Origin of the sequence: Micromonospora sp. CPM1, from assembly GCF_023896895.1 — a bacterium.
GTDB classification, from domain to species: Bacteria; Actinomycetota; Actinomycetes; order Mycobacteriales; family Micromonosporaceae; genus Micromonospora; species Micromonospora tulbaghiae.
The window spans coordinates 127,253-149,065 of sequence record NZ_JAMHIU010000009.1; the positions used below are offsets into that span (position 1 = coordinate 127,253).

At 73.0% G+C, this 21,813-nt stretch carries 18 protein-coding genes; 3 read left to right on the forward strand and 15 right to left on the reverse strand.

All coding sequences use genetic code 11. From position 1 onward, the window contains the following. Positions 1 to 17: 17 nt before the first annotated feature. Positions 18 to 986: an RDD family protein gene (locus M8C11_RS13385; protein ID WP_252449754.1), complete on the forward strand. Its 969-nt coding sequence runs from the start codon at positions 18 to 20 to the stop codon at positions 984 to 986. A 7-nt stretch (positions 987 to 993) separates the two neighbouring features. On the opposite strand, the gene efeB is transcribed toward M8C11_RS13385, so the two are convergent. The 14 genes from efeB to M8C11_RS13455 form a co-directional block, all read right to left on the reverse strand. After that, positions 994 to 2,316: an iron uptake transporter deferrochelatase/peroxidase subunit gene (efeB, locus tag M8C11_RS13390; protein ID WP_252449755.1), complete on the reverse strand. Its 1,323-nt coding sequence runs from the start codon at positions 2,314 to 2,316 to the stop codon at positions 994 to 996. Next, positions 2,313 to 3,443 (reverse strand): iron uptake system protein EfeO, encoded by a 1,131-nt coding sequence (efeO, locus tag M8C11_RS13395; RefSeq protein WP_252449756.1) that lies wholly within the window; start codon positions 3,441 to 3,443, stop codon positions 2,313 to 2,315. The genes efeB and efeO overlap by 4 nt, the downstream gene beginning before the upstream one ends. A 29-nt stretch (positions 3,444 to 3,472) precedes the next feature. Next, positions 3,473 to 4,372 carry an iron uptake transporter permease EfeU gene (efeU, locus tag M8C11_RS13400; RefSeq protein ID WP_252449757.1) on the reverse strand — a complete coding sequence of 300 codons (900 nt, stop codon included), beginning with the start codon at positions 4,370 to 4,372 and terminating at the stop codon, positions 3,473 to 3,475. Between the two features lie 177 nt (positions 4,373 to 4,549). Further along, a complete protein-coding gene (ahcY, locus tag M8C11_RS13405) occupies positions 4,550 to 6,049 on the reverse strand; it encodes an adenosylhomocysteinase (RefSeq protein ID WP_128137827.1) in 1,500 nt (499 codons plus the stop codon). A gap of 288 nt (positions 6,050 to 6,337) precedes the next feature. Continuing rightward, positions 6,338 to 7,498 carry a mannose-6-phosphate isomerase, class I gene (gene manA, locus M8C11_RS13410; protein ID WP_252449758.1) on the reverse strand — a complete coding sequence of 387 codons (1,161 nt, stop codon included), beginning with the start codon at positions 7,496 to 7,498 and terminating at the stop codon, positions 6,338 to 6,340. A 3-nt stretch (positions 7,499 to 7,501) separates the two neighbouring features. After that, on the reverse strand, positions 7,502 to 8,524 hold the full coding sequence (locus M8C11_RS13415) for a cation diffusion facilitator family transporter (protein WP_252449759.1): 1,023 nt from the start codon (positions 8,522 to 8,524) through the stop codon (positions 7,502 to 7,504). A 28-nt stretch (positions 8,525 to 8,552) separates the two neighbouring features. Beyond that, positions 8,553 to 9,749: an SIS domain-containing protein gene (locus M8C11_RS13420; RefSeq protein ID WP_252449760.1), complete on the reverse strand. Its 1,197-nt coding sequence runs from the start codon at positions 9,747 to 9,749 to the stop codon at positions 8,553 to 8,555. Continuing rightward, complete coding sequence (locus tag M8C11_RS13425) at positions 9,746 to 9,952, reverse strand: Trm112 family protein (RefSeq protein ID WP_091418686.1); 207 nt, start codon at positions 9,950 to 9,952, stop codon at positions 9,746 to 9,748. Before M8C11_RS13425 ends, M8C11_RS13420 begins: the two co-directional genes overlap by 4 nt. Positions 9,953 to 10,151: 199 nt before the next feature. Further along, positions 10,152 to 11,144, reverse strand: a complete 993-nt coding sequence (locus M8C11_RS13430; protein WP_252449761.1) for a hypothetical protein — start codon at positions 11,142 to 11,144, stop codon at positions 10,152 to 10,154. 105 nt (positions 11,145 to 11,249) lie between these two features. Continuing rightward, positions 11,250 to 11,969, reverse strand: a complete 720-nt coding sequence (gene nfi / locus M8C11_RS13435) for a deoxyribonuclease V (RefSeq protein WP_252449762.1) — start codon at positions 11,967 to 11,969, stop codon at positions 11,250 to 11,252. 17 nt (positions 11,970 to 11,986) lie between these two features. Next, the gene (locus M8C11_RS13440; protein ID WP_252449763.1) at positions 11,987 to 12,430 is read right to left on the reverse strand and encodes a hypothetical protein; all 444 of its coding nucleotides are present in this window, start codon (positions 12,428 to 12,430) and stop codon (positions 11,987 to 11,989) included. Further along, entirely contained in the window at positions 12,427 to 16,503 is a 4,077-nt protein-coding gene (locus M8C11_RS13445) for a toxin glutamine deamidase domain-containing protein (RefSeq protein WP_252449764.1), read from the reverse strand. Before M8C11_RS13445 ends, M8C11_RS13440 begins: the two co-directional genes overlap by 4 nt. 174 nt (positions 16,504 to 16,677) lie before the next feature. Then, on the reverse strand, positions 16,678 to 17,040 hold the full coding sequence (locus M8C11_RS13450) for a hypothetical protein (protein ID WP_252449765.1): 363 nt from the start codon (positions 17,038 to 17,040) through the stop codon (positions 16,678 to 16,680). Continuing rightward, positions 17,037 to 17,372, reverse strand: coding sequence for a YbaB/EbfC family nucleoid-associated protein (locus M8C11_RS13455; RefSeq protein WP_252449766.1), 336 nt, complete (start codon positions 17,370 to 17,372; stop codon positions 17,037 to 17,039). Before M8C11_RS13455 ends, M8C11_RS13450 begins: the two co-directional genes overlap by 4 nt. 156 nt (positions 17,373 to 17,528) lie before the next feature. Here M8C11_RS13455 and M8C11_RS13460 point away from each other — a divergent pair, with 156 nt between their 5' ends. Further along, positions 17,529 to 18,764 (forward strand): SUKH-3 domain-containing protein, encoded by a 1,236-nt coding sequence (locus tag M8C11_RS13460; RefSeq protein WP_374668089.1) that lies wholly within the window; start codon positions 17,529 to 17,531, stop codon positions 18,762 to 18,764. A gap of 30 nt (positions 18,765 to 18,794) precedes the next feature. On the opposite strand, the gene M8C11_RS13465 is transcribed toward M8C11_RS13460, so the two are convergent. Next, the gene (locus tag M8C11_RS13465; protein WP_252449768.1) at positions 18,795 to 20,234 is read right to left on the reverse strand and encodes an aldehyde dehydrogenase family protein; all 1,440 of its coding nucleotides are present in this window, start codon (positions 20,232 to 20,234) and stop codon (positions 18,795 to 18,797) included. A gap of 142 nt (positions 20,235 to 20,376) precedes the next feature. On the opposite strand from M8C11_RS13465, the gene M8C11_RS13470 reads away from it, so the two are divergent. Further along, positions 20,377 to 21,813 (forward strand): gamma-aminobutyraldehyde dehydrogenase, encoded by a 1,437-nt coding sequence (locus tag M8C11_RS13470; RefSeq protein WP_252449769.1) that lies wholly within the window; start codon positions 20,377 to 20,379, stop codon positions 21,811 to 21,813.

Sequence of the window (21,813 nt, forward strand, 5' to 3'; positions counted from 1 at the left end):
TGGTGTTCACTGTCGGGGTGCGCGCGCAACCTCCCCCACCGCCCCGTTGGGCCGACGCCGGTCTGGTCAGCGGCGAGGCGGTGGAGCTGGACGTCCGGGTGGCCCGGCTGGGCTCCCGGGTGCTCGCCCTGCTGATCGACGCCGTGATCCAGCTCGCGCTGTTCCTGGTGCTCGGCGCGGTGCTGGCGATGGTCGCGCTCGCCCTGCTGGGCGACGTCCTCGACACCGCGCTGGCCGGCGCGCTCCAGACTCTGCTGCTGGTGCTGGTCCTGCTCGGCTATCCGGTGGTGATGGAACGCTTCGCCGGTGGCCGGACGGTGGGCAAGCTGGCCGTGGGGCTGCGCGTGGTGCGGGCCGACGGCGGCCCGGTGGGGGTGGGCCAGTCGCTGACCCGGGCGCTCGTCGGCGTCGCGGTGGAGTGGCCCGGTCTGGTGCTGCCGCTGCTGAGCTGGGTCGCGAGCGTCACGGTGATGCTCACCGACCCGCGCGGCCGGCGGCTGGGCGACCTGGTCGCCGGCACGCTCGTGGTGCACAGCCGGGGCGCCGCGCTGTGGCGGCCGCTGCCGCCGGCTCCGCCGCCGCTGCTGGCCTGGGCGACCACGCTCGACCTGACCCGGTTGGACGACGGGCTGGCGCTGGCCGCCCGGCAGTACCTGGACCGGCTGCCCCAGCTCGCCGAGCCGGACCGTTTCCGGCTGGGCCGGGCGCTGTGGGCGGAGGTCGCTGCGGTCACCTCGCCGCCTCCGCCGTGGGCCGCGCCGGATTCGGTCTACCTGTCGGCGGTGCTGGCCGAGCGGGGGCGCCGGGCCGCGCTCCGGCTGGGCCGGACCCGGGCGGTCACCGCCGCGCTCTGGCCGGAGCTGGTCCCGGCCCCGGCCACGGTGCCGCACGCCGTCGCGCCGGCCGCCCTGCGTCCCGCCGCGCCGGTCGACGGCCGGTTGCGGTCCGCCGTCCCGGACGCGGGCCCCGATCCGGTACGCCGCTGAGCCGGGCTCAGGCGAACAGCGCCCGCCCCCACCAGTCGGCGGCGTCGCGTACGCCGGGCGGGCAGGCGAACAGGCCGCTGGAGACGTGCCGCAGGTACTCGTTCATCGCGTCGTTGCGGGCCAGCCGGGTCTGGATCGGCACGAACTGCCGGCGCGGATCCCGCTGGTAGGCGATGAAGAACAGGCCGGCGTCGAGCCGGCCCAGCCCGTCCGAACCGTCCACGAAGTTGTAGCCGCGGCGCAGCAGGCGGGCGCCGTCGTTCTGGTCCGGGTGGGCCAGCCGTACGTGCGCGGTGTCGGCGATGAGCGGCTCGCCGTCGTCGCCCTTGGCGGCGAAGTCCGGCTCGTCGAACTCGTCGCGGCGGCCCAGCGGCGCGCCGCTGCCCTTGGTCCGGCCGACGATCGTCTCCTGCTCGGCCAGCGGGCTGCGGTCCCACGTCTCGATCAGCATCCGGATCTTCCGGGTGACCAGGTAGGAGCCGCCGGTCATCCAGTCCGGACCGTCGCCGGGCTGCACCCAGAGCTGATCGCGGAGCAGGCCGGCGTCCTCGGCCTTGAGGTTGGCGGTGCCGTCCTTGAAGCCGAACAGGTTGCGGGGTGTGGCCTGGTCCCGCGACGTCGACGAGGTACGCCCGAAGCCGAGCTGCGACCAGCGGACGCTCACCACGCCCATGCCGATCCGGGCCAGGTTGCGGATGGCGTGCACGGCCACCTGCGGATCGTTGGCGCAGGCCTGGACGCAGAGGTCGCCGCCGGACAGCTCCGGCCGCAGCGCGTCCCCAGCGAAGTGCGGCAGGTCGGCGAGGGCGGCCGGACGCCGGGCGGCGATGCCGAAGCGGTCGCGGCCCTGCGCGTCGCGGAACAGCGACGGCCCGAATCCCACGGTGAGGGTGAGCTGCGACGGGGGCAGTCCGAGCGCCTCGCCGGTGTCGTCCGGCGGGGCCTCCGGCATGCCGCCGACCGCGCCGATGACCCCGGCGTCCTTGCCGGCGGTCATCCGGGCCGCGGCGGCGGTCCACTCCTGGAGCATCGCGACCAGCCGGTCCCGGTCCTTGGTGACCACGTCGAACGCGACGAAGTGCAGCCGGTCCTGGGCCGGGGTGGTGATGCCGGCCTGGTGCTCGCCGAGGAACGGCACGGAACCGGCCGCCGATCCGGTGGCGGAGGCCTCGTTCCCGCCGGCGAGCAGGGCACCGGCGGCGCCCGCCACCCCGGCGACGCCTGCCACGCCGACGCCGGCCAGGGTCATCGCGCGGCGCCGGGACAGGCCGCGGCCGGTCCGCCGGTTGTTCGGCTCGCTCGTCGCGTCGCCTCCGGCCGGGCCGGTCATCGCGCGACTGCCGCCGCGACCTTGCTGACCGGCTCGGCCAGCGCGTTCACCGCGTCCGACAGCTCCTTCAGTTCGGCCTTGCCGAGCTGGGTGTGCAGCTTCCAGCCGTCGCCGGCCCGGTGCCTGCCGAGGGTGGTCTCCACGTTCGCGAACTCGCTGTCGAGCTGCTTGACCAGGTCGGGTGCGCGCTGCTCCAGCGCCGGGCGCAGCGCGGCGATCGCCGCCTTCGAGCCCTCCAGGTTGGCGTTGAAGTCCCAGAGGTCGGTGTGCGAGTAGCGCTCCTCCTCGCCGGTGATCTTGCCGCTGGCGACCTCGTCGAGCAGCGCCTTGGCGCCGTTGGCGAGCTGGAGCGGGGTGAGCTTCTCGGCGTCCGCCTTGGCGACGATCGCCTTCACGTCGACCAGGAGCCGGTCGGCGATCGGGCCGTCCCTGCTCACGTCCCCGGTGGTCCAGAGGTCCTTCTCGATCCGGTGGAAGCCGGTGAACTCCATGCCCTCCTCGATCACCTCCTCGCGGCCGTCGATCTTCGGGTCGAGGTCGCCGAAGCTCTCCGCGACCGGCTCGATCCGCTCCCAGTAGGTGCGGGCCACCGGGTACAGCGCCTTGGCCTTCGCCACGTCGTTCGCCTTGACCGCCGCCACGAACTCCTCGGTCTTCGTCAGCAGCGCGGCGGTCTGGCTGCGCACGTACCGCTGGTAGCTCTCGGTGGCCTGGGTCAGCGCGGCGTCCGGGGCGACAGTCGCCGCGGTGCCGGAGACCTTCAGCGCGCCCCGGATGCCGCGGCCGCTCATCCCCGGCTTGCAGGCCGTCTCGTACGTGCCGGCGGTCAGCTCGACCCGCAGCTCGCGGCTGAGGCCGGGGGCGATGTTCTCCACCTCGCCCATCACCCGGTCACCGGCCGCGTAGACGTAGAACTCGTTGACCTTGGAACCGGTGTTCGTCACCTTGAAGGTCACCTGACCGGCGTCGATCTCGGTGTCGCCGACCTCGCAGACGGTGTCGGTGGCCTTGACGGCGATCGGCCCGCCGTTCGTGGCGTCGGCGTCGTCACCGCCCCCGCAGCCGGCCAGTCCGGCGACGGCGAGCAGCCCGGCGACGGCGGGCGCGACGAGTCGAGTGGTACGCATCGTGCGGGGTCTCCTCGGGGACGGGCGGGTCAGGAGCGGGGGGACGGGACGGCGGCGACGTCGGCCGGCACCGGCTCGGCGGGCGGCGTCGGGTGAGCGGGCTCGGCGGGCTTCGCGGGCTGGGACGGCTTGCGCAGGAAGAGGACGAGCACGGGCACCGCGTACGCGACCCAGGCGACCAGCTCCAGCACCGTCGGCGCGGCGGTGACGTTGAACATGCCGGCGAGCAGCGCGCCGTACCAGGAGCCCGGGTCGAGCGTGTTGGAGATGTCGAAGGCGAGGTCGTTCAGGCCGGGCAGCACGCCGGCCTCCTGGAAGTCGTGCACGCCGTACTTGAGGATGCCGGCGGCGACCAGGATGAGCAGCGCGCCGGTCCAGGTGAAGAACCGGCTCAGGTTGATCCGTACCGCGCTGCGGTAGAGCAGGAATCCGATCACGACGGCGGTGGCGATGCCGCCGGCCAGGGCGAGCAGCGAGCCGGGACCGGTGCCGCCGGCCGCGCTCTCGGCCGCGGCGTAGAAGATCAGCGCGGTCTCCAGGCCCTCGCGGATCACGGCGAGGAACGCCATGCCGGCCACGGCCAGGGAACCGACCGCGAGCGCGTCGGTGAGCTTGCCGCGCAGCTCACCGGCGATGGTGCGGGCGGCCCGGCGCATCCAGAAGATCATCCAGGTCACGAAGACCACCGCGGCGACCGAGGTGACCGCCTCGAACAGCTCGCGCGACTCGGAGGTGCGCAGCAGCGAGGTGGACGTGTACTGGATCAGGGAGCCGAAGCCGACGGAGAGCGCCACGGCCAGGCCGACGCCGGCCCACACCTGCGGCAGCCGGTCCCGGCGCTGCGACTTGACCAGGAAGGCGACGAGGATGCTGACCACGAGCGTCGCTTCCAGGCCCTCGCGCAGGCCGATCAGGTACGTGGCGAACATCAGCACTCCGTCGTCGCTTAGTTAGGGCAGGCATACCTTGCTCCTGTTCACAGCAAACGTCAAGCTGATCGCTGTAACGTCACCCGGTTCGGCACCTGCCGGCCTTCCCCCGTACGCGAAAAAGGACCGGGACGGCCGCGCGGCGGCCGAACCCGGTCCCTTCTCCGAGCGTGGAACTCAGTAGCGGTAGTGGTCCGACTTGAACGGGCCCTCCGGGGAGACGCCCAGGTAGGCGGCCTGCTCCTTGGTCAGCGTGGTCAGCTTCGCGCCGAGCGCGTCCAGGTGCAGCCGGGCGACCTTCTCGTCCAGGTGCTTGGGCAGCACGTAGACGCCGATCGGGTATTCCTCGGTCTTGGTGAACAGCTCGATCTGGGCGATCGTCTGGTTGGCGAACGAGTTCGACATCACGAAGCTCGGGTGGCCGGTCGCGTTGCCCAGGTTCAGCAGGCGGCCCTCGGAGAGCACGATGATGGCGTGGCCGTCGTCGAAGCGCCACACGTCGACCTGCGGCTTGATGTTCTCCCGGGTCACGTCGCTGCGCTTGGCCAGGCCGGCCATGTCGATCTCGTTGTCGAAGTGGCCGATGTTGCCCACGATGGCCTGGTGCTTCATCCGGGCCATGTGCTCGTTGGTGATGACGTCGAAGCAGCCGGTGGCGGTGATGAAGATGTCGGCCTGCTCCACCACGTCGTCGAGCGTGGCGACCTGGTAGCCGTCCATCGCCGCCTGGAGCGCGCAGATCGGGTCGACCTCGGTCACCACGACCCGGGCGCCCTGGCCGCGCAGCGACTCGGCGCAGCCCTTGCCCACGTCGCCGTAGCCCATGACGACAGCCATCTTGCCGCCGATCAGCACGTCCGTGGCGCGGTTGATGCCGTCGATGAGCGAGTGGCGGCAGCCGTACTTGTTGTCGAACTTGCTCTTGGTCACCGAGTCGTTGACGTTGATGGCCGGGAAGAGCAGCGTGCCGGCGCGGTGCATCTCGTAGAGCCGGTGCACACCGGTGGTGGTCTCCTCGGTGACGCCCTTGATGCCGGCGGCGATCCGGGTCCAGCGCCGGCCGTCCTCGGCCAGCGAGCGGTGCAGCAGTTCGAGGATGACCGCGTACTCCTCGGAGTCGGCGGACTCGACCGGCGGCACGACGCCGGCCTTCTCGAACTCGGCGCCCTTGTGGACGAGCAGGGTGGCGTCGCCACCGTCGTCGAGGATCATGTTCGGGCCCTGGCCGTCCGGCCAGTTGAGCACCTGCTCGGTGCACCACCAGTACTCCGGCAGCGTCTCGCCCTTCCAGGCGTAGACCGGCACGCCGGCCGGGGCCTCCGGGGTGCCCTCGGGGCCGACCACCATCGCCGCGGCGGCGTGGTCCTGGGTGGAGAAGATGTTGCAGGACGCCCAGCGGACCTGCGCGCCGAGCGCGACCAGGGTCTCGATCAGGACGGCGGTCTGGACGGTCATGTGCAGCGAACCGGTGATGCGGGCGCCGGCCAGCGGCTGGGCCTCGGCGAACTCACGCCGGATCGCCATCAGGCCGGGCATCTCGTGCTCGGCGAGCCGGATCTCCTTGCGCCCGAACGCGGCGAGCGACAGATCCGCCACCTTGTAGTCGCCCTCGGCGAGGGTGCTCGGCCGGGCCTGCGACGACGCGCCGCTGGAGGCCGCCGGGAGGGTGCTGGTCATGGAAGCTCCTGTCGAACGATGGTGGTGCGCAGCCTTCCACCTTACGCTCGCGGGCCACTCGGCCCGTGCCCGGTTGGCCGACCGCGCAATCGGCCGGTCGGCGGACAGCGCACGGGGCGGTCGGTCGTGAGCGGACTTTCCACTCACGGCCCGGCCGCCCCGCGCATCCCCCCGGTTTGGTTCCCCCGCACGTCACCGGACCTTCGTCGCGACAACGCTGCGTACCCATAGAGTCACACCACGCAGCGTGGCCGTCAAGCTATTTCGGAAAAGTCGGACTTGCGCGGATCAGTGCATGCCGCAAGTGGCGACGAACGCCTCGCCCGCCCCGCCCACCGTGAGCGGGCCACCGGCCGCCGTGCCGACCGCGGCCTGACCCGCGTCCAGCGTGACCACACCCACGCCGTCGTCCACGGTCAGCTTCCCGGCCCGGCAGAGCACCACCCGCGGCCCGGACAGCGTCAGCCGCACCCCCGGCGACCCGGCGGTCACCTCGACCCGGTGCAGCGCGAAGTCCTCCACCGGCACCGGCCAGGTCTGCACCCCCGGCTCCACCTGCTCGGGCCGCAGCACCGGCTGGGTCAGCACCTCGAACCGGAGCACCCGCAGCAGCTCGGCCACGTCGACCCGCTTCGGGGTCAGCCCACCGCGCAGCACGTTGTCACTGGCCGCCATGATCTCGACGCCGGTGCCGCGCAGGTAGGCGTGCAGGTTCCCGGCCGGCATCCAGATGCCCTCGCCGGGCGCCAGCCGGACGTGGTGCAGCAGCAATGCCACCACCACGCCCGGGTCGGCCGGATAGCCCGACGCCAGCGTGCGGACCAGCTCGGCGTCCGCCGAGGCCGGCCCGGCCTCCGCCGCCGCCAGCACGGCCGCCACCAGCCCGGCGCGCTCCGCCTGGGGCCAGCTCAACAGCAGACGTACCGCCTCCCGCAGCCCCGCCGGCCCGTCGCGCAACGCCGCCACGACGGGCTCCAACGCGGGTACGCCGAACGCGGCGATCGCCGCCGCCGACTCCCCCGGGTCGCGGAAGCCGCACAGCGCGTCGAAGTCCGAGAGCGCCACCAGCAGCTCCGGCTTGTGGTACGGGTCGACGTAGTTGACCCGCCCCACGTCGGCGGCGTGCCCGGCGCGGGCCTGCTCGGCGTCCGGATGGGCCTGGAGGCTCAGCGGCGCGTCGGCGGCGAGCACCTTCAGCAGGAACGGCAGCCGGGTGCCGAACCGGCCGACCAGCCGCTCACCCAGCCAGTGGCCCGGCTCGGCCACCAGCAGTTCGGTGAGACTGACCGGCCGGCCGTCGCGCTGCACGGTGGCCGGGGCGCCCGGGTGGGCGCCCAGCCACAGCTCCGCCTCCGGCCCGTTGCTCGGCACCGGCCGCCCCTGCAACTCGGCGATCGCGGTGCGCGAGCCCCAGGCGTAGTCACGGATCCGGCCCTGCAACAACTCCATCGGTCAGCTCCCGGGCCGCCCGGCCACCTCGTCGGCCGCGTGCGTCCCGCCACTGGTCACGGCCTCCGGGACGGCGGTGTCCGCCGCCTGCCCGGTGCCGGCCCGCTCGGCTTCCGGCGAGTAGATGTCCGGCTCCAGGTAGATCACCCGGGCGGTCGGCACCTCGCGGCGGATCCGCGCCTCGACCGCGTTGATGTCGCGCGCCAGGTCCTGGGCGGTCTCCCAGGCCGGCACGGCGATCTTCGCGGCCACCATCAGCTCCTCCGGGCCGAGGTAGAGCGTCTTCATGTGGATGATCCGCTCGACCTCGGGACCGTTCGTCACGGCCTGCTCGATCTTCGTCAGCTCGCCCTCCTCGGCGCCCTCGCCGAGCAGCAGGCTCTTGGTCTCGATCGCCAGCGTGACCGCGATGACCACGAGCAGGACGCCGATCATCGCGGTGCCCGCCGCGTCCCACATGCCGTTGCCGGTGATCAGCGTCATGCCGACGCCGAACAACGCGAAGACCAGACCGACCAGCGCGCCGAAGTCCTCCAGCAGCACCACCGGCAGCTCCGGCGCCTTGGCCCGGCGGATGAACCGGACCCAGGTCTGGTTGCCCCGAACCAGGTTGGACTCCTTGATCGCGGTACGGAAGGAGAAACTCTCCATCACGATCGCCGCGACCAGCACCGCCACCGGCACCCACTGCCAACTGTCGATCGGGTGCGGGTCGGACGCCTTGTGGTACGCCTCGTAGAGCGCGAACAGGCCACCGATGCTGAACAGCACGATCGCCACGATGAAGGCGTAGATGTAGCGCTCCCGGCCGTACCCGAACGGGTGCTGCGGCGTGGCCTGCCGCTTGGCCCGCCGGCCGCCGATCAGCAGCAGACCCTGGTTGCCCGAGTCGGCAACCGAGTGGATCGACTCGGCAAGCATCGACGACGAGCCGGTCAGGGCGAACGCGATGAACTTGGTGACGGCGATGCCGAGGTTCGCCGCCAGGGCGGCGACGATCGCCTTGGTGCCCCCGTTTGCGCTCATTCCCCGCCTCGCTCGATGCCCCGTGTGGTCACTGGTTCGCCAGCTCCTTCATCTCCGTGATGGCCGGTACCGCCATCGGGTCCAGCCCGTGTGCCAGGGCGAGGTAGATCGAGGCGAAGTCGGGGACCGCGACCAGCGACGCGAGCCGCTCCAGCGCGGAACCGCCCTCGGCGGTCACCACGTCGCAGCGCACCCCGCGCCGCTCGGCGAGCGTCTGCACCGCGTCCGCGCGGCGCTCCTCGACCGCCAGCGGCTCGTCGGTGTCGTCGTCGGCGTTGAGCCCGCCGTCGCGCAGCAGCACCAGCCGCAGCCGGGTGCCGTCGGACTCGTCGACGCCCGGGTCGGCGAAGATGTCCCGCTCGCCCTCGGCCAGGCCGCCGAACACCCCGTCGAGCAGGCCGACGCGGCCCCGGCCCGCCTCGCCCAGCGCACCGGCGACCACCGGGTAGCGGGCGTTGGCGGACAGCGTGTCACCGAACCGCCGGGCGGCCACGGTGGCCAGCGGGGACGAACCCCACACGATCGGGATCGAACCGGACAGCCCGAGCGCCAGCGACTTCGCCGGGTTGACGAAGGACTCGGCGGTCGGCCGGCATCGATCGGCATCGGCGTCCAGCCGGGCCGCCGTCTCGGCCAGATCCGCCTCGTTGACCTTCACGAGCCCGAGGGTACGGGCGGCCAGCAGAACCGGCACGGTGAGCGCCCAGAGGCTGGCCCGGGCCGGCGCGCGCCGGGGCACCGGGATGAACGGCGCACGGGCCCGCTCCGCCACCGACTGGAGCTGCGAGTCGGGCGCGCCGACCGCGACCAGCCGGGCGCCGCGCCGGTGCGCCGCCTCGGCCGCGCCCAGCGCCTCCGGGCTGCGACCGGACGCGCTCACCGCGATGACCACGTCCGCCGCGCCCACCCAGCCGGGCACGCCGGCGCTGCGGTGCGGGATGACCGGCACCGGGCAGCGCGGCCCGGCGACGGTGGCCAGCACGTCACCGGTACGCCCGGCGGTGCCGATGCCGGCGATGACCACCGCGCGGGGCCGTCCGTCGTCGGCGAGCACGGACAGGTTCGCCTCGGCGGCCAGCGCCGCCGACTCGCGCACCTGGGCGCCCGCCGACGCGGTGTGCCGGAGCATGCCGCCCGGATCCCGCTCGGAGAGCTGCGCCGCGTCGTCCAGCAGGGCCTCGTCGGCGCGCCGGTGGCCGCTGACCCCGGCCGTACCCTCCATCACCGCGACGACCCGCCCCGCGCCTCGTCGGCGGCGGGTCCACCGCGCGCCTCGTCCAGCAGGAGCACCGGGACGTCGTCCCGGACCTCGAAGATGCGACCGCACTCGGTGCAGGTGAGCGTCTGCGCCTGCGCGTCGTAGTCGAGCGGGGCGTGGTGCGTGTCCGGGCAGGCGAGGATGTCGAGCAACTGCGGGTCCAGGGCCACGGCGCGGCTCCTTCCACGTATGCGGTCTCACCGGTCGGCGGTGCCGGTCGGCGCACGCGATCTTATCGGCCGAGCGGCCCCGGCACCGGGCCCCGTTCGGCCCCGGTGTTCCGTCCTCCGGTCGGGCAGGTGGCGGCTACCGGGCCACGACGCGACCACCCACCGTCACGGTAACCCCGGGAGCCGGTCGGGTTCCGGCTCAGTCCGGCAAGCGGGGCAGAACGCTCGTCGCGTCCCCGCCCGCCGGGGGCGGGGGTGGAGGCAGGACGCTGGTCGCGTCCGCGCCCGTCGGCGCCGGTGATGCGGGGGCGGCCGCGGGCGCGCCGTACACGTTGCCGGCCGGGCGGGGCGGCGTCGCGCCCCCGTACACCGTGGGGGCCGGTCCGGGCGCGCCGGAGCGGTAGGTGGTGGTGCTGCGCGGCAGCGGGACCGGCGGAAGGTCGGCGGAGTGCCCGCCGCCGGTCCGGTCGGCGCGGTTGCGGCGCAGCAGCAGGACGATGAGGGCGGCGCCGACGAGCACCAGCCCGATACCGAACCACATGATCATGGAACCTCCGAACGACGAGTCGTCGACCGCGGCGGTGGCCGGGGCGACGGCGGCGGCCACCGGCGACGTGCCGGTCACCTCGGCCGCCGTGGTCTCGCTCGCGCTGGGCGTCGGCGAGGGCTTGCGGGACGGGCTGGGGCTCGGCGTCCGCGGGGCACCGACCAGCCGGGCGGAGCCACCGGCCCGGTCGAGCACGTCGCCGTTCGCGGCGCTCGCCTCGGCGGCCAGTTCCAGCCGCCCGCCGACGGCCCCGGCCAGGAAGGACAACCGGTAGCGGACGGTGACGCCCTTGCCCTTGCACAACGGCCGGTCGACCGGCGCGACCGCAGCGGTGGCGACGGCGCCGTCCCCGGAGACCTGCACCGGCACCCATCGGCCCCCGGACGCCACCTGCACCCGGACCTGGTCCGCCCGCAGGCCCTCCAACCGGAGCCCGACCGCGGTACGCAACTGCACGCAGCCGTCGGTGCGCTTACGCACCTCGACCGCCACCGTGCCCGGCGGGCCACCGGCGGTGAAGCTCTTCGCCGAGCGCAGTCCCACCCGGTCGTCGCGGGCCGACGCCGGTGACGCCGGGACGGCGATCAGGCCACCCAGCAGCGCGCCGACCATGGCCCATCGCGCCGCGTGCCGCCCTGCCGACATCTCCACCTCACCGTTGCGTCCGGACCGGATCCGCCGGTCAGGTTACTACCGGCCCCTCCGGGCACCCGCGCATCGAGCACGCCACATGTGTGCCGCGCCACGCGATCACCGCCCGCCCAGGTCACCGCCCGATGCGCCTGCCTCGGCGAGCGCCCGCCGGCACAGCCGGTCGGCCGTACGGGTGGTCTCCGGCAGCCGGTACCGGGGCGTCAGTGCCAGTACCCGGTCCACCGCGTTGTCCAACCCCATCCGGTGCCCGACGCTCACGAAGACCGGCCGCACACCGTCCCGAGTCCGCAGCACCCGCCCGACCACGTCGCCCTCGTCACACAGGTCGGCGCTGTCCCCACGCTCGGGGCCGGGCCCCGTCCACGAGCCGACGAGCGGCGTCTTACCCACCCCGATCGTCGGCAGCCCGGTCACCAGGCCCAGGTGACAGGCCAGCCCGAACCGGCGCGGGTGCGCCAGCCCGTGCCCGTCACAGACCAGCAGCTCCGGACGGGTGGTGAGCCGGTCCAGCGCGGCGAGCAACGCCGGCATCTCCCGGAACGCGAACAGCCCCGGCACGTAGGGGAAGGCGGGCCGCCCCACGCACACCGCCTCGTCCACCACGTCGAGGGTGGCCGCGTCCAGGACCGTGACGGCGGCGGCGAGCAGGTCACCGTCGGGCGCGTACGCCACGTCCAGCCCGGCCACCGTCGCGGGCGCGGCGGGACCGGGCCCGGTCAGGTCCACCCGGGACCGCAACTCCTCCTGTACGCGTCTCGCCTCGGCCACGTCGGCGGGCGGCACGTAGGGCACGGGTGGGCCTTCCGTGGAGGGCATGAGGTTCCCGGCCGCTGTCAGGAGGCGGTGGAGGCGATGGTGGGGTCGGCGGCGGGATCGCCGGCCTGTTGGAGCTGCTCCTCGAACATCACGAAGGTCCGCCGCCGGACTCCCCGGATCAGCGCCTGCTCCTGGGGAGTCGGGTACCGGCGTTCCTGCTGGAGCGTGTCCTCGATCGCCCGGACGGTCTCGTAGAGAGCGAAGATCGGCCCGTCGCCCTGGAGGTAGAGGCTTCTCTCAAGCTCGGTGAGTTGGACGAACTCTTCCGGAGAGACCTCATAGATCTCGTCGCCGCCCCCGAACAGCACCTTGTCGATGAGGTTGTTGGCCTCACGCCAGCCCCCAGTGTCCTTGGCCAGCCTCCAGCCGGCCACGCCCCCGTCTGCGGTCGCGACCAACTTCACGGGAGAGTCGTAATAGTTGAAGAACTTGGGCAGCGTCAAGCCCTCCACCGGCCTCACTGCGGCGGCACCTCCCCGATGCTCTCCTGCGCTCTGCTCCAGTAGGCGCTCTGCGCTCGCCGGAGGAGTCCGTCGCGGATGGCGCGTTCTGTCTGTGTCAACGGCCGGCCTTCACTCTCGGACAGCGCTTCTAGGTCGCGTCGGATTTCGTACAGCGCATGCTCCCATTCCGCGACCTCCTCGACTGCAGCGAGCTGCAGTCGAAGTTCTGCCATGTGGCCGTTCGACATCCGAAGATTGAGTAAGAGGTCCCGGTAGCCGCTGTCCTGTGGATCGAGGAACCGGTCCTTGATATGGAGGATCACCACATCCGGGTCGGCTGCCAGCCGTCCGAGTGCCTGGTAGACAGCATCGAGAGTGTCGAATTGCACTCTGGCGCCCGCCAAGTCCTTGAGCTTGGACGCGTCGTTCTCGTACTCGATCAGCTTGTCCAGTACACGGTCCCGATTCTTGGGTTCCTTCCTCCAATCAGGGCTGCCTTGGTCGCCAGCCAGCGCAACAGCAAGCGTATTCAACTCCGGTTGGGCTGCCGCCGCGTCCGCGTACAGCCGATCGATGTAGGCGAGGCAATACACCTCGTCATCTCGTCGGGCTCTGTCGAATCCGAGCTGCAACCGCCGTTGGCCGCGCCTCGCAACTCGCTCGCCGAGTTCCCGCTGCTCTTCGCTGATCGGCGTCGGGTGGGGCTTCAGTGGCTTCGGAGCGATCACCGCCTCGGCCCCGCGGATGGCAATGTCGTTCATGACCTCGCCGAGCACGTCGATGGCCTGCTGGTGGGTGGCCAGGTGGTGCAGGGTCAGCGGCCGGGCGGTCAGCGAGTTGGCGAGTTCCGGTGTCGCCAGGAGCATCCGGACCAGGTCGGGCCGCTCCGCGAGCTGCCGCACCAACGTCTCGGCCAGCAACTCCTCCCGTCGCGGCGGAGCCTCCCAGCTCTGGTCGAGCATCCGCTGGACGCGCGGGTCGGCGAACAACCGGGTGAGGTCGGCCGCGGCGTCCTCGTCCAGCCCGGGTACGAGCCGCCGTAGCGTCGGCACGTCGGCGTGCTGCGCCAGCTCGACGGGCGTCACCCCGGCGGCGAAGGCGGCGTCGAGGTTCCCGCTCTGCGCGAGCGCGTCGCGCACGTAGAGCCCGGCGGCGATCCGGTCGGCGTGCGCCTGCCGGTGATCCTGGCGTACCCGGTCGGGTTCCGGCTCGACGGGCGGCGCGCTGCCCGGCAGCGGTCCGTCAGTTCGGCGGTGGATGGTGGTGGACTCGCCGAGCAGGTGGACGTGGTTGAAGTCCGGGACGTGGCCGTCGGCGATCGGCGGCGGGGCCGGCGGCCGTGGCGGCGCCGGACGGGGTAGCGGCTCGGGCAGGACGTTGTAGGTGCCGGGCGGGCGGCCGGTGAGCGGCATCGGCCGCCCGTCGGGGCCGAGCACCAGCGCGTCGACGCCGACCACGTTGCCGGCTGCCGGACGGCCGCTGTGGTGGTAGATCGGCCGGTCCGCTACCAGTCCCGTCTGCGGGTCGAGGAAGAGGATCGTGCCGTTCTGGTTCAACGCCACCCACGCGTGTGAGCCGCCGCCTTCGAAGCTGGTGATGAGGAACGCGTAGCTGCCGTGGCCACCCGACGCGAGCTGCGCGTACAGGTCGCGGTAACCGCCGTCCACCAACAGCTGACGCTCCCGGCCGGTGACACCGGGCCGGTCCGGCGGGCAGAGGTTCTGGAACCGGCCGCCGGTCGTCTGCTCGACGCGAAGCGGTCCGTCCGCCTCGCCGCCCACCGGCCGGTTCACGTCGCCGTGCAGATAGCCGTCGAACGTACGCGGCGCCGCGACTCGTGGTCGTCCGTGGACCCAGGTCTCGAACAGCGACAGCGTGCAGTCGAGGCAGTTGATCCCCCGGGTCGCGTCGGCCGCCGGGCCGCCGTCGTTCGCGAGGCGGAACCAGCCGCCGCGCCGGGGATCGGCGGTACGCGTCACGCTGCCGTCCGGGTTGCGGGGCATCTGCCGTTCGAGGTCGGTCTGGTGCAGCGCCAGCGGAGGCCGGAGCCCTCCCCTGCGGCCGTAGGGCCGGGATCTGTCGATCGGCTCGGGGTGCCCGTGACCGGTGAGCGCCGAGTGGTCGGCCGTCTCCACCGCGCCGACGGCCAGGTCGGCCACGTCGTCGTTGATGCGGTAGAAGTCGAGGTCGTCCTCGACCATCACCTCGCGCGGCAGACGCTGGCCGGCACGGACCGCCTCCACCTCGTCGACGGCTCGATAGTGCAGGCGTTCTCGCCGCCGACCCTCCCACACGTGCCGGTCGGCGAGCTCGTGCCGTCCGGCTTGGCGCAGTTCGTGGGCCTGCATGATGAGCCAACGCGCGGCCTCGTAATGCTGTTCGGCGAGATCACGCAGCTCCCTGATCTGCGCCTCCCGTCTGTTCTCCTCGTGCAAGGCACGTTGGGACTGCAGATAGCCCTGGTAGCGCCGCCGGTCCAGACCCTCCCGATCGGCCTTCAGCCGCGCGGCGCGCTGCTCAGCGGTCTCACGGGACCACCCCTGGACATGGGGCGGGCCCGGGTGGGGCCCCGGGGAGTCGGTAGGAGGGCGATGCGGAGCCAAGGACTCCAGCAGCGGAAAACGGGGGTTCGGCCCCGGTCGGGGCTCGGGCCCGACCGCCGGCGCTCCCGGATGCGGCCCCGTCTGCGGGCTGACCGGTGAGACCGGAGGCGGTCCCGCATGACCTCCATTGCTGACGGGGACGGCGCGGTCCGCCGTTGGTGGCGCCGCGCTCTGCGGGTGGTCGGCAGGCGGTGCAGGGAGTGTCGCCGGTGCGGCTGCCGCCTGAATCGGGTTGGTCGAGGACGGCGTGGGGTGGTCGATCGGCGTCGCCACCGGGCCCGTGCCGCTGTGGACTCCGGGCCCGGTCGACGGGGGCGTGGCGACGGGCGCGTCCGTGATCACCGAGGACAACGTGGGGCTGGTGGCGACCGTCGGACGTGCCACGTCGTGCGGGATGGCATCGCTGAGCGGCGGCGTCGCCATGGACTCCGGCGTCGGGCGGGGCAGGTCCACGGCGAGCGGGTGCGAGTTCGCGGGCTGAGGCGTGACGAGCGTGGGTGGCGTGGGAACGACCCCCGCCATCGTGTCGCCGCCGCTCTGGACGATCGGCTCGGGGGCCCGCTGGGCCGGGATCAGCCCGACGGGATCGGCGGCGACCGGCGCGTCCAGGCCGACCGGCGACACGGTCAACCCGCTCAGCTGCCCGTCGAGGCGGCGTTGCAGAGCCGAGTCCGCCTGGTTGGTGGCGGAGCCGGTCGCGCCGGAGGCAGCCGCGCGCGCCAGGTCCTCCAGCGACGGGCCCTGGCCGGTCGCCAGACCGGCCGCGGTCTCGGCGAGCGTCTCTCCGGCCATCTCCCGCCCGAACCGCTCGCCGACCTCCGCGAACCGGCCGTTGGCGTGCCGGCCCAGCCCGGCCAGCGGCGCGACCGCGCCGCCGGCGAATCCGCCGAGCGCCGACGTGCTCACGTCGGTCAGGTCGAGGCCGTCCCGCCGGCCGGTGGAGTTCTGGTACGCCTGCGTGCCTAGGCTGGTGCCGGCCTCCTGACCGGCCTCCAGCAGCCCGCCGATCGCGGCCCGCCGGGCCAGCGTGCGGACACCGGACTTGGCCACCTCCTTCGCGGCCCGTTCGCCAGCCTCCTTGAGGCCCTGCTTGACCGCCTTGCGGGCGAGCTGGGCCACCAGCCGCTTGAAGATCTGCTGCACCACCACCCGCGTGGCGGTGATCGCGGCGGCCGCCGCCGGTGAGGCGGCGCCCAGGGTGAGCACTGTGGCGACCGCCAGGGACAGCAACTCGATGACCAGGATGCCCAGCTCGATCCAGGCTTCGAGCTTCGCGCCCTCGATGTCGCAGCCGCAGGAGTCGACCAGCCGCGCCAGCTCGTCGGTGGCCGCGACGAGGACGTGCAGCGGCGCGTCCTCACCCTCGGCGAGCTTGTGCCAAGCCGTGTCGAACGCGCCGGCGACCAGGCCGACTCCCCCGTACCCGCTCTTCACCTCACCGGCGGCGGTGACCGCGTCGTCGCGCGGGCGGGTCAGGACGCCTGCCACGCCGTACCACTGGTCGGCCAGATCCCAGACGGCGCGCTCGTTGCCCTCCGGCCATTCGACGCCGACCGCCCAGTCGAGCGCCTCGTAGATCCAGCCGGGCAGGTCCCATGGGCAGAAGTCGAGCGGGTGCGGGATCGGGCTGGGCAGCATGCTCACGCGCGGGTCCTCCGGTGGTCAGCGCCGGGGCCGATGGGGGTTGTGCCCTTGCTGTGGGATCGTCCCGAGGTCACGGGCGTTGCTGAGGTCCGTCTCCACTGTGGCCGTGACCGAGCGGACGACGTCCGACCCGAGCACCTCCAGCGACCGGCCGAGAAGCTCCCACGCGCGCAGCAGCGTCTCGGCGTAACCCTGGTAGTGCTTGTCGAACGCGGCGCCGATGTCGTCCCGGCCCCAGGGCCGCTGGGCGCCGGCGGCGGCGATCGGCTCGCCCGTCTCCCGCCGGGCCGCGCTCACCGCCCGCCCCGACAGCGCCAGGTCAGCGCCGCCGCGCCGGGCCCGGTCCGGGTCCAGCCAGATCTCTCCCCGGCCACCTGTCACTCGCCGCGGGCCAGCACGGAGTCGGCCCGGCCGAGCAGCGCGCCGAAGTCATTGGTACGCAGGAACTCGACCGACGGCGAACCCGGCGGCAGGTAGCCGGACACCAGCTCGCGGGTGGCGGTGGTCGCCGCGGTGGAGGCGCGCAGCACGGTCTCGGTGATCTTCCGGCTCAGCGCACGGGCGTCCCGGTCGTGGAACGCCGCCGGGCTCACCTCGACGCTGATCAGCTCGCCCCGCGCGCCGACGACGGCGGTCACCTGGCCGTCGTCGGAGCGTTCGGTGACGCGCAGCTCGGCCAGCTTTGTCTGGAGTTCGTCCAGACCGGACCGCAAGCGCTGGTATTGGCCGTACACCTCGTCGAATCGCGCGCGTAGTGCACGGTTCGCATCCCGGTCCGCACTCTCGGCCACCGTCGCTCCCCTTCCGTCACCGTGGGTAGGGCCGACCATACCGGGTGCCACGAAATCCGTGGGGTCCGGTAATTTCAGGTGGTGATCGAGCGACAGCAGGCCGAGCAGATCGCCTCCGTGTGGGCCCGGCGGGACTCCGACCGTCTCGGTTTTCCGTGCACGCCGGAGGTCGAGGAGTTCGACCTGGGCTACGTGGTGAGTTCCATCGTGTCCACCGAGGCCCGCGCGCTACCCGGCGACCTGCCGACCACCGTCATCGACAAGGAGACCGGCGAGGTGTCCACCTGGCCCCGGGTGCCGGCGGCGGCGGTCGAGCGGATGTACCGGCAGCGGCGTCCGGCCGAGCCGCGTGCGCCGCGTACCGTCGATCCGGCCGCCCAGTTGCTGCGTGAGCTGACCCGCCTGCCCACGCCCGGCGCGGCGGCGCACCTCACGCTCGACGGCCGGCAGCACGTAGCGCATGGCGCGAAGGGCGACGTCGAGGTGCGTCACCACCCGCTGGTCCAGTCCTATCTGGACGAGCTGCCCGCAGGGCATCTGGTACGCGGCGGCGAGCGGCACGCCGAGATGATCGTCGTCTCCGACGCGCTCTACGAGCACGACCACCGCCGCGCCGCCGACGGTCTGCCGCCGCTGTCCATCGAGGACGCGCGTGACCTGCTCGGCACCAGCCGGATCGAGGTCTATCGCAGTCGCGAACCGGGCGATCCTCAGGGCGGGCAAGCAGATCTTCCCTGTGACTCGTGCGTCCGGTTCCTGGTGCGGTTCGCGGTGCTGCCGTGGTCCGACCTCGCCTTCGTGGAGGAATGGCGACCGGAGCCGTGCGAGGTCATCGAACCTGGGCGTTTCCCGGACGAGGTCGCCCACGCCCTCATGGACGGCGGCTGGCAGATCAGCATGTTCAACGAGGCACTCGCGATGGGCGCGATGACCGAGACGAAGGCGATCGCGGGCCAGCATCACCGGCACGAGGCGTTCCCCGCCGCCGAGGCGGCGCTCACCGCGTTCCCGGCCGTCCTGAGCCGACGGCGCGGGCCCGGGGAGCAGGTCTGGATCAGCCGGTTCACCACGAATCCGCTGCGGGCCGCACACACCGCCGACTCTCTCGCCGACTTCGCCGCCGTCCTGGGTGCCCGCCTCTTCCCGCTCGGCAGCGAACGTCAGGAGAGCATCCTCGCGGTCGACGAGCACGGCCGGATCTTCGCCCTCGACCAGGCCGGCGAGTGGTTCCTCGGCGCCGACATCGACACCGCCCTCACCACCCTGCTGCTCGGCCGCGCCCCCGCCCGGGTCCGCGACGACGGCACCTGGTGAGCCGAAGGCGAGCGAGCCGAGTACGAGTGATCAGAGGGCCACGCCGGTCAGCACCGTGACACGCGGCTCGGTGTAGTCGTCCATCGCGCTGCGCAGCCCCTCGCGCCCGACGCCGGAGCCCTTCGTGCCGCCGTACGGCATCTGGTCGGCCCGGTACGACGGCACGTCCCCGACGATCACGCCGCCCACTTCGAGCGTGCGCGCGGCGTCGAACGCCACGTCGAGCCGGTGGGTGAAGACGCCGGCCTGGAGCCCGTACGCGGAGTCGTTGACGGCGGCGAACGCGGCCCGGTCGTCCGCGACCGGGGCGACCACCAGCACCGGCCCGAACACCTCCTCGGCGCACACCTTCGCGTCGGCCGGAACGCCGCTGAGCACAGTGGGCGGGTAGGTCGCGCCGTCGCGCCGACCGCCGGTCTCGATGACCGCGCCGGCGGCGACCGCCTCGTCCACCCAGGTCTCGACGCGCTGCGCCGCGTCGACCGACACCAGCGGGCCGACGTCGGTCGACTCGGATCGCGGGTCGCCGGTGCGCAGCGCCTGCACCGCCGCGACGAGCCGGGGCAGGAAGCCGTCGTAGAGCCATTCGTGCACGTAGACCCGCTGCACCGCGATGCACGACTGCCCGGCCTGGTAGTTGGAGAACGTGGCGATGCGGTGCGCGGCGAAGGTCAGGTCCTCGTCCGCCGCCCAGTCCTCGCAGATCACCGCGGCGGCGTTGCCGCCGAGTTCCAGCGTGACGTGCTTGTCCGGCGCGGCCCGGCGGATGGCCGCGCCGACCGGGCCGGAGCCGGTGAACGACACCACCGGCAGCCGCAGGTCGGTGACCAGTTCGGCGGCGCGCTCGTTCGGTAGCGGCAGCACGGAGAACATGCCCTCGGGCAGGTCGGTCTCGGCGAGGATCTCGCCGAGCAGCAGCGCGGTGAGCGGGGTGGCCGGTGCGGGCTTGACCACGATCGGGGTGCCGACGGCGAGCGCCGGGGCGACCTTGTGGGCGACCAGGTTGAGCGGGAAGTTGAACGGGGTGATGCCGAGCACCGGCCCGCGCGGCACGCGCCGGACCAGGGCGATCCGCCCGGTGGCGGCGGGGTCGGTGTCGAGCCGTTGCAGCTCGCCGGAGAAGCGGCGGGCCTCCTCGGCGGCCCAGCGGAACGTGGAGACCGCGCGCCCCACCTCGGCCTTCGCCCACTTGACCGGCTTGCCGTTCTCGGCGGTGATCAGCGCGGCGACCTCGTCGGCCCGCTCGGCGAGCCGCCGGGAGACGTGTTCCAGGGCCGCCGCGCGGGCGTGCGCGGGCAGGGCCGCGGCCTCCGCGGCCACCCGGGCGGCGCCCGCGACGGCGGCTTCGACCTGGTCGGCCGTGGCGAGCGTGGTACGCCCCACCGGCTGCCCGTCGTACGGGTGGGTGACTGTCAGCTCGTCCTCGCCGTGGGCGGGGCGACCGGCGACGTAGAAGGCTCTCGGCTCCACGACGGGCAGCCTAGACCACAGGCGCCCACGCGGAAACAGTTGCTCAAACCCTTGTCTGCCTCGGATTTAGTAGCCAAGATGGCAGTCAGATTGCGATAACCTCCGCTAACCCTCTCCCCGGCCACCCTCTCGGAGACTTCTGATGAGCGACCAGCAGCAGCTGCGCAACTTCGTCAACGGCGAGTACGTCGACCCGGTGGACGGCGGCTACGCCGACCTGATCGACCCGTGCACGGGCGAGGTCTTCGCCCAGGCCCCGGTCTCCGGCGCGGCGGACGTGGACGCGGCGATGAAGGCCGCCGCCGCCGCGTTCGAGACCTGGCGGGACACCACGCCGGCCGAGCGGCAGCGGGCGCTGCTGAAGTTCGCCGACGCGGTGGAGTCGCGGGCCGCCGAGCTGGTCGACGCGGAGGTCCGCAACACCGGCAAGCCCCGGCAGCTCACCGCCGACGAGGAGCTGCCGCCGGCGGTGGACGAGCTGCGCTTCTTCGCCGGGGCGGCCCGCCTGCTGGAGGGGCGCTCGGCCGGCGAGTACATGGCCGGGCACACCTCGTACGTGCGGCGCGAGCCGATCGGCGTCTGCGCCCAGGTGACGCCCTGGAACTACCCGCTGATGATGGCGGTCTGGAAGATCGCCCCGGCGCTGGCGGCCGGTAACGCGGTGGTGCTGAAGCCGTCGGACACCACGCCGGTGTCGACGCTGCTGCTGGCCGAGATCGCCGCCGAGCACCTGCCGCCGGGCGTGTTCAACGTGGTCTGCGGCGACCGCGACACCGGCCGTACGCTGGTCTCCCACCCGACCCCGCAGCTCGTGTCGATCACCGGCTCGACCCGCGCGGGCATGGAGGTCGCCGCCGCGGCGGCGCCGGACCTGAAGCGGACGCACCTGGAGCTGGGCGGCAAGGCCCCGGTGGTGATCTTCGACGACGCGGATCTGGCGGCGGCGGCCGAGGCGATCGCGATGGGCGGCTACTTCAACGCGGGTCAGGACTGCACGGCGGCGACCCGGGTGCTCACCGGGCCGGGCATCCACGAGGACTTCGTGGCCGCGCTGACCGAGCAGGCCCGTAACACCCGCACCGGGGCGCCGGACGACGCCGACGTGCTCTACGGCCCGCTGAACAACGCCAACCAGCTCGCCCGGGTGAGCGGCTTCGTGGACCGCCTGCCGGACCACGCGAACGTCACCACCGGCGGGTCGCGGGTGGGCGAGCGCGGCTTCTTCTACGCCCCGACTGTGGTCTCCGGCGTACGGCAGACCGACGAGATCATCCAGGACGAGGTGTTCGGGCCGGTCATCACCGTGCAGCGGTTCTCCGACGAGGACGAGGCGGTGCGCTGGGCGAACGGCGTCGACTACGGCCTGTCCGCCTCGGTGTGGACGCGCGACCACGGCCGGGCCATGCGGATGACGCGGCGGCTGGACTTCGGCTGCGTCTGGGTGAACACGCACATCCCGTTCGTCTCGGAGATGCCGCACGGCGGCTTCAAGCACTCCGGCCACGGCAAGGACCTGTCGGTCTACAGCCTGGAGGACTACACCCGGGTCAAGCACGTCATGCACAACATCGAGGGCTGA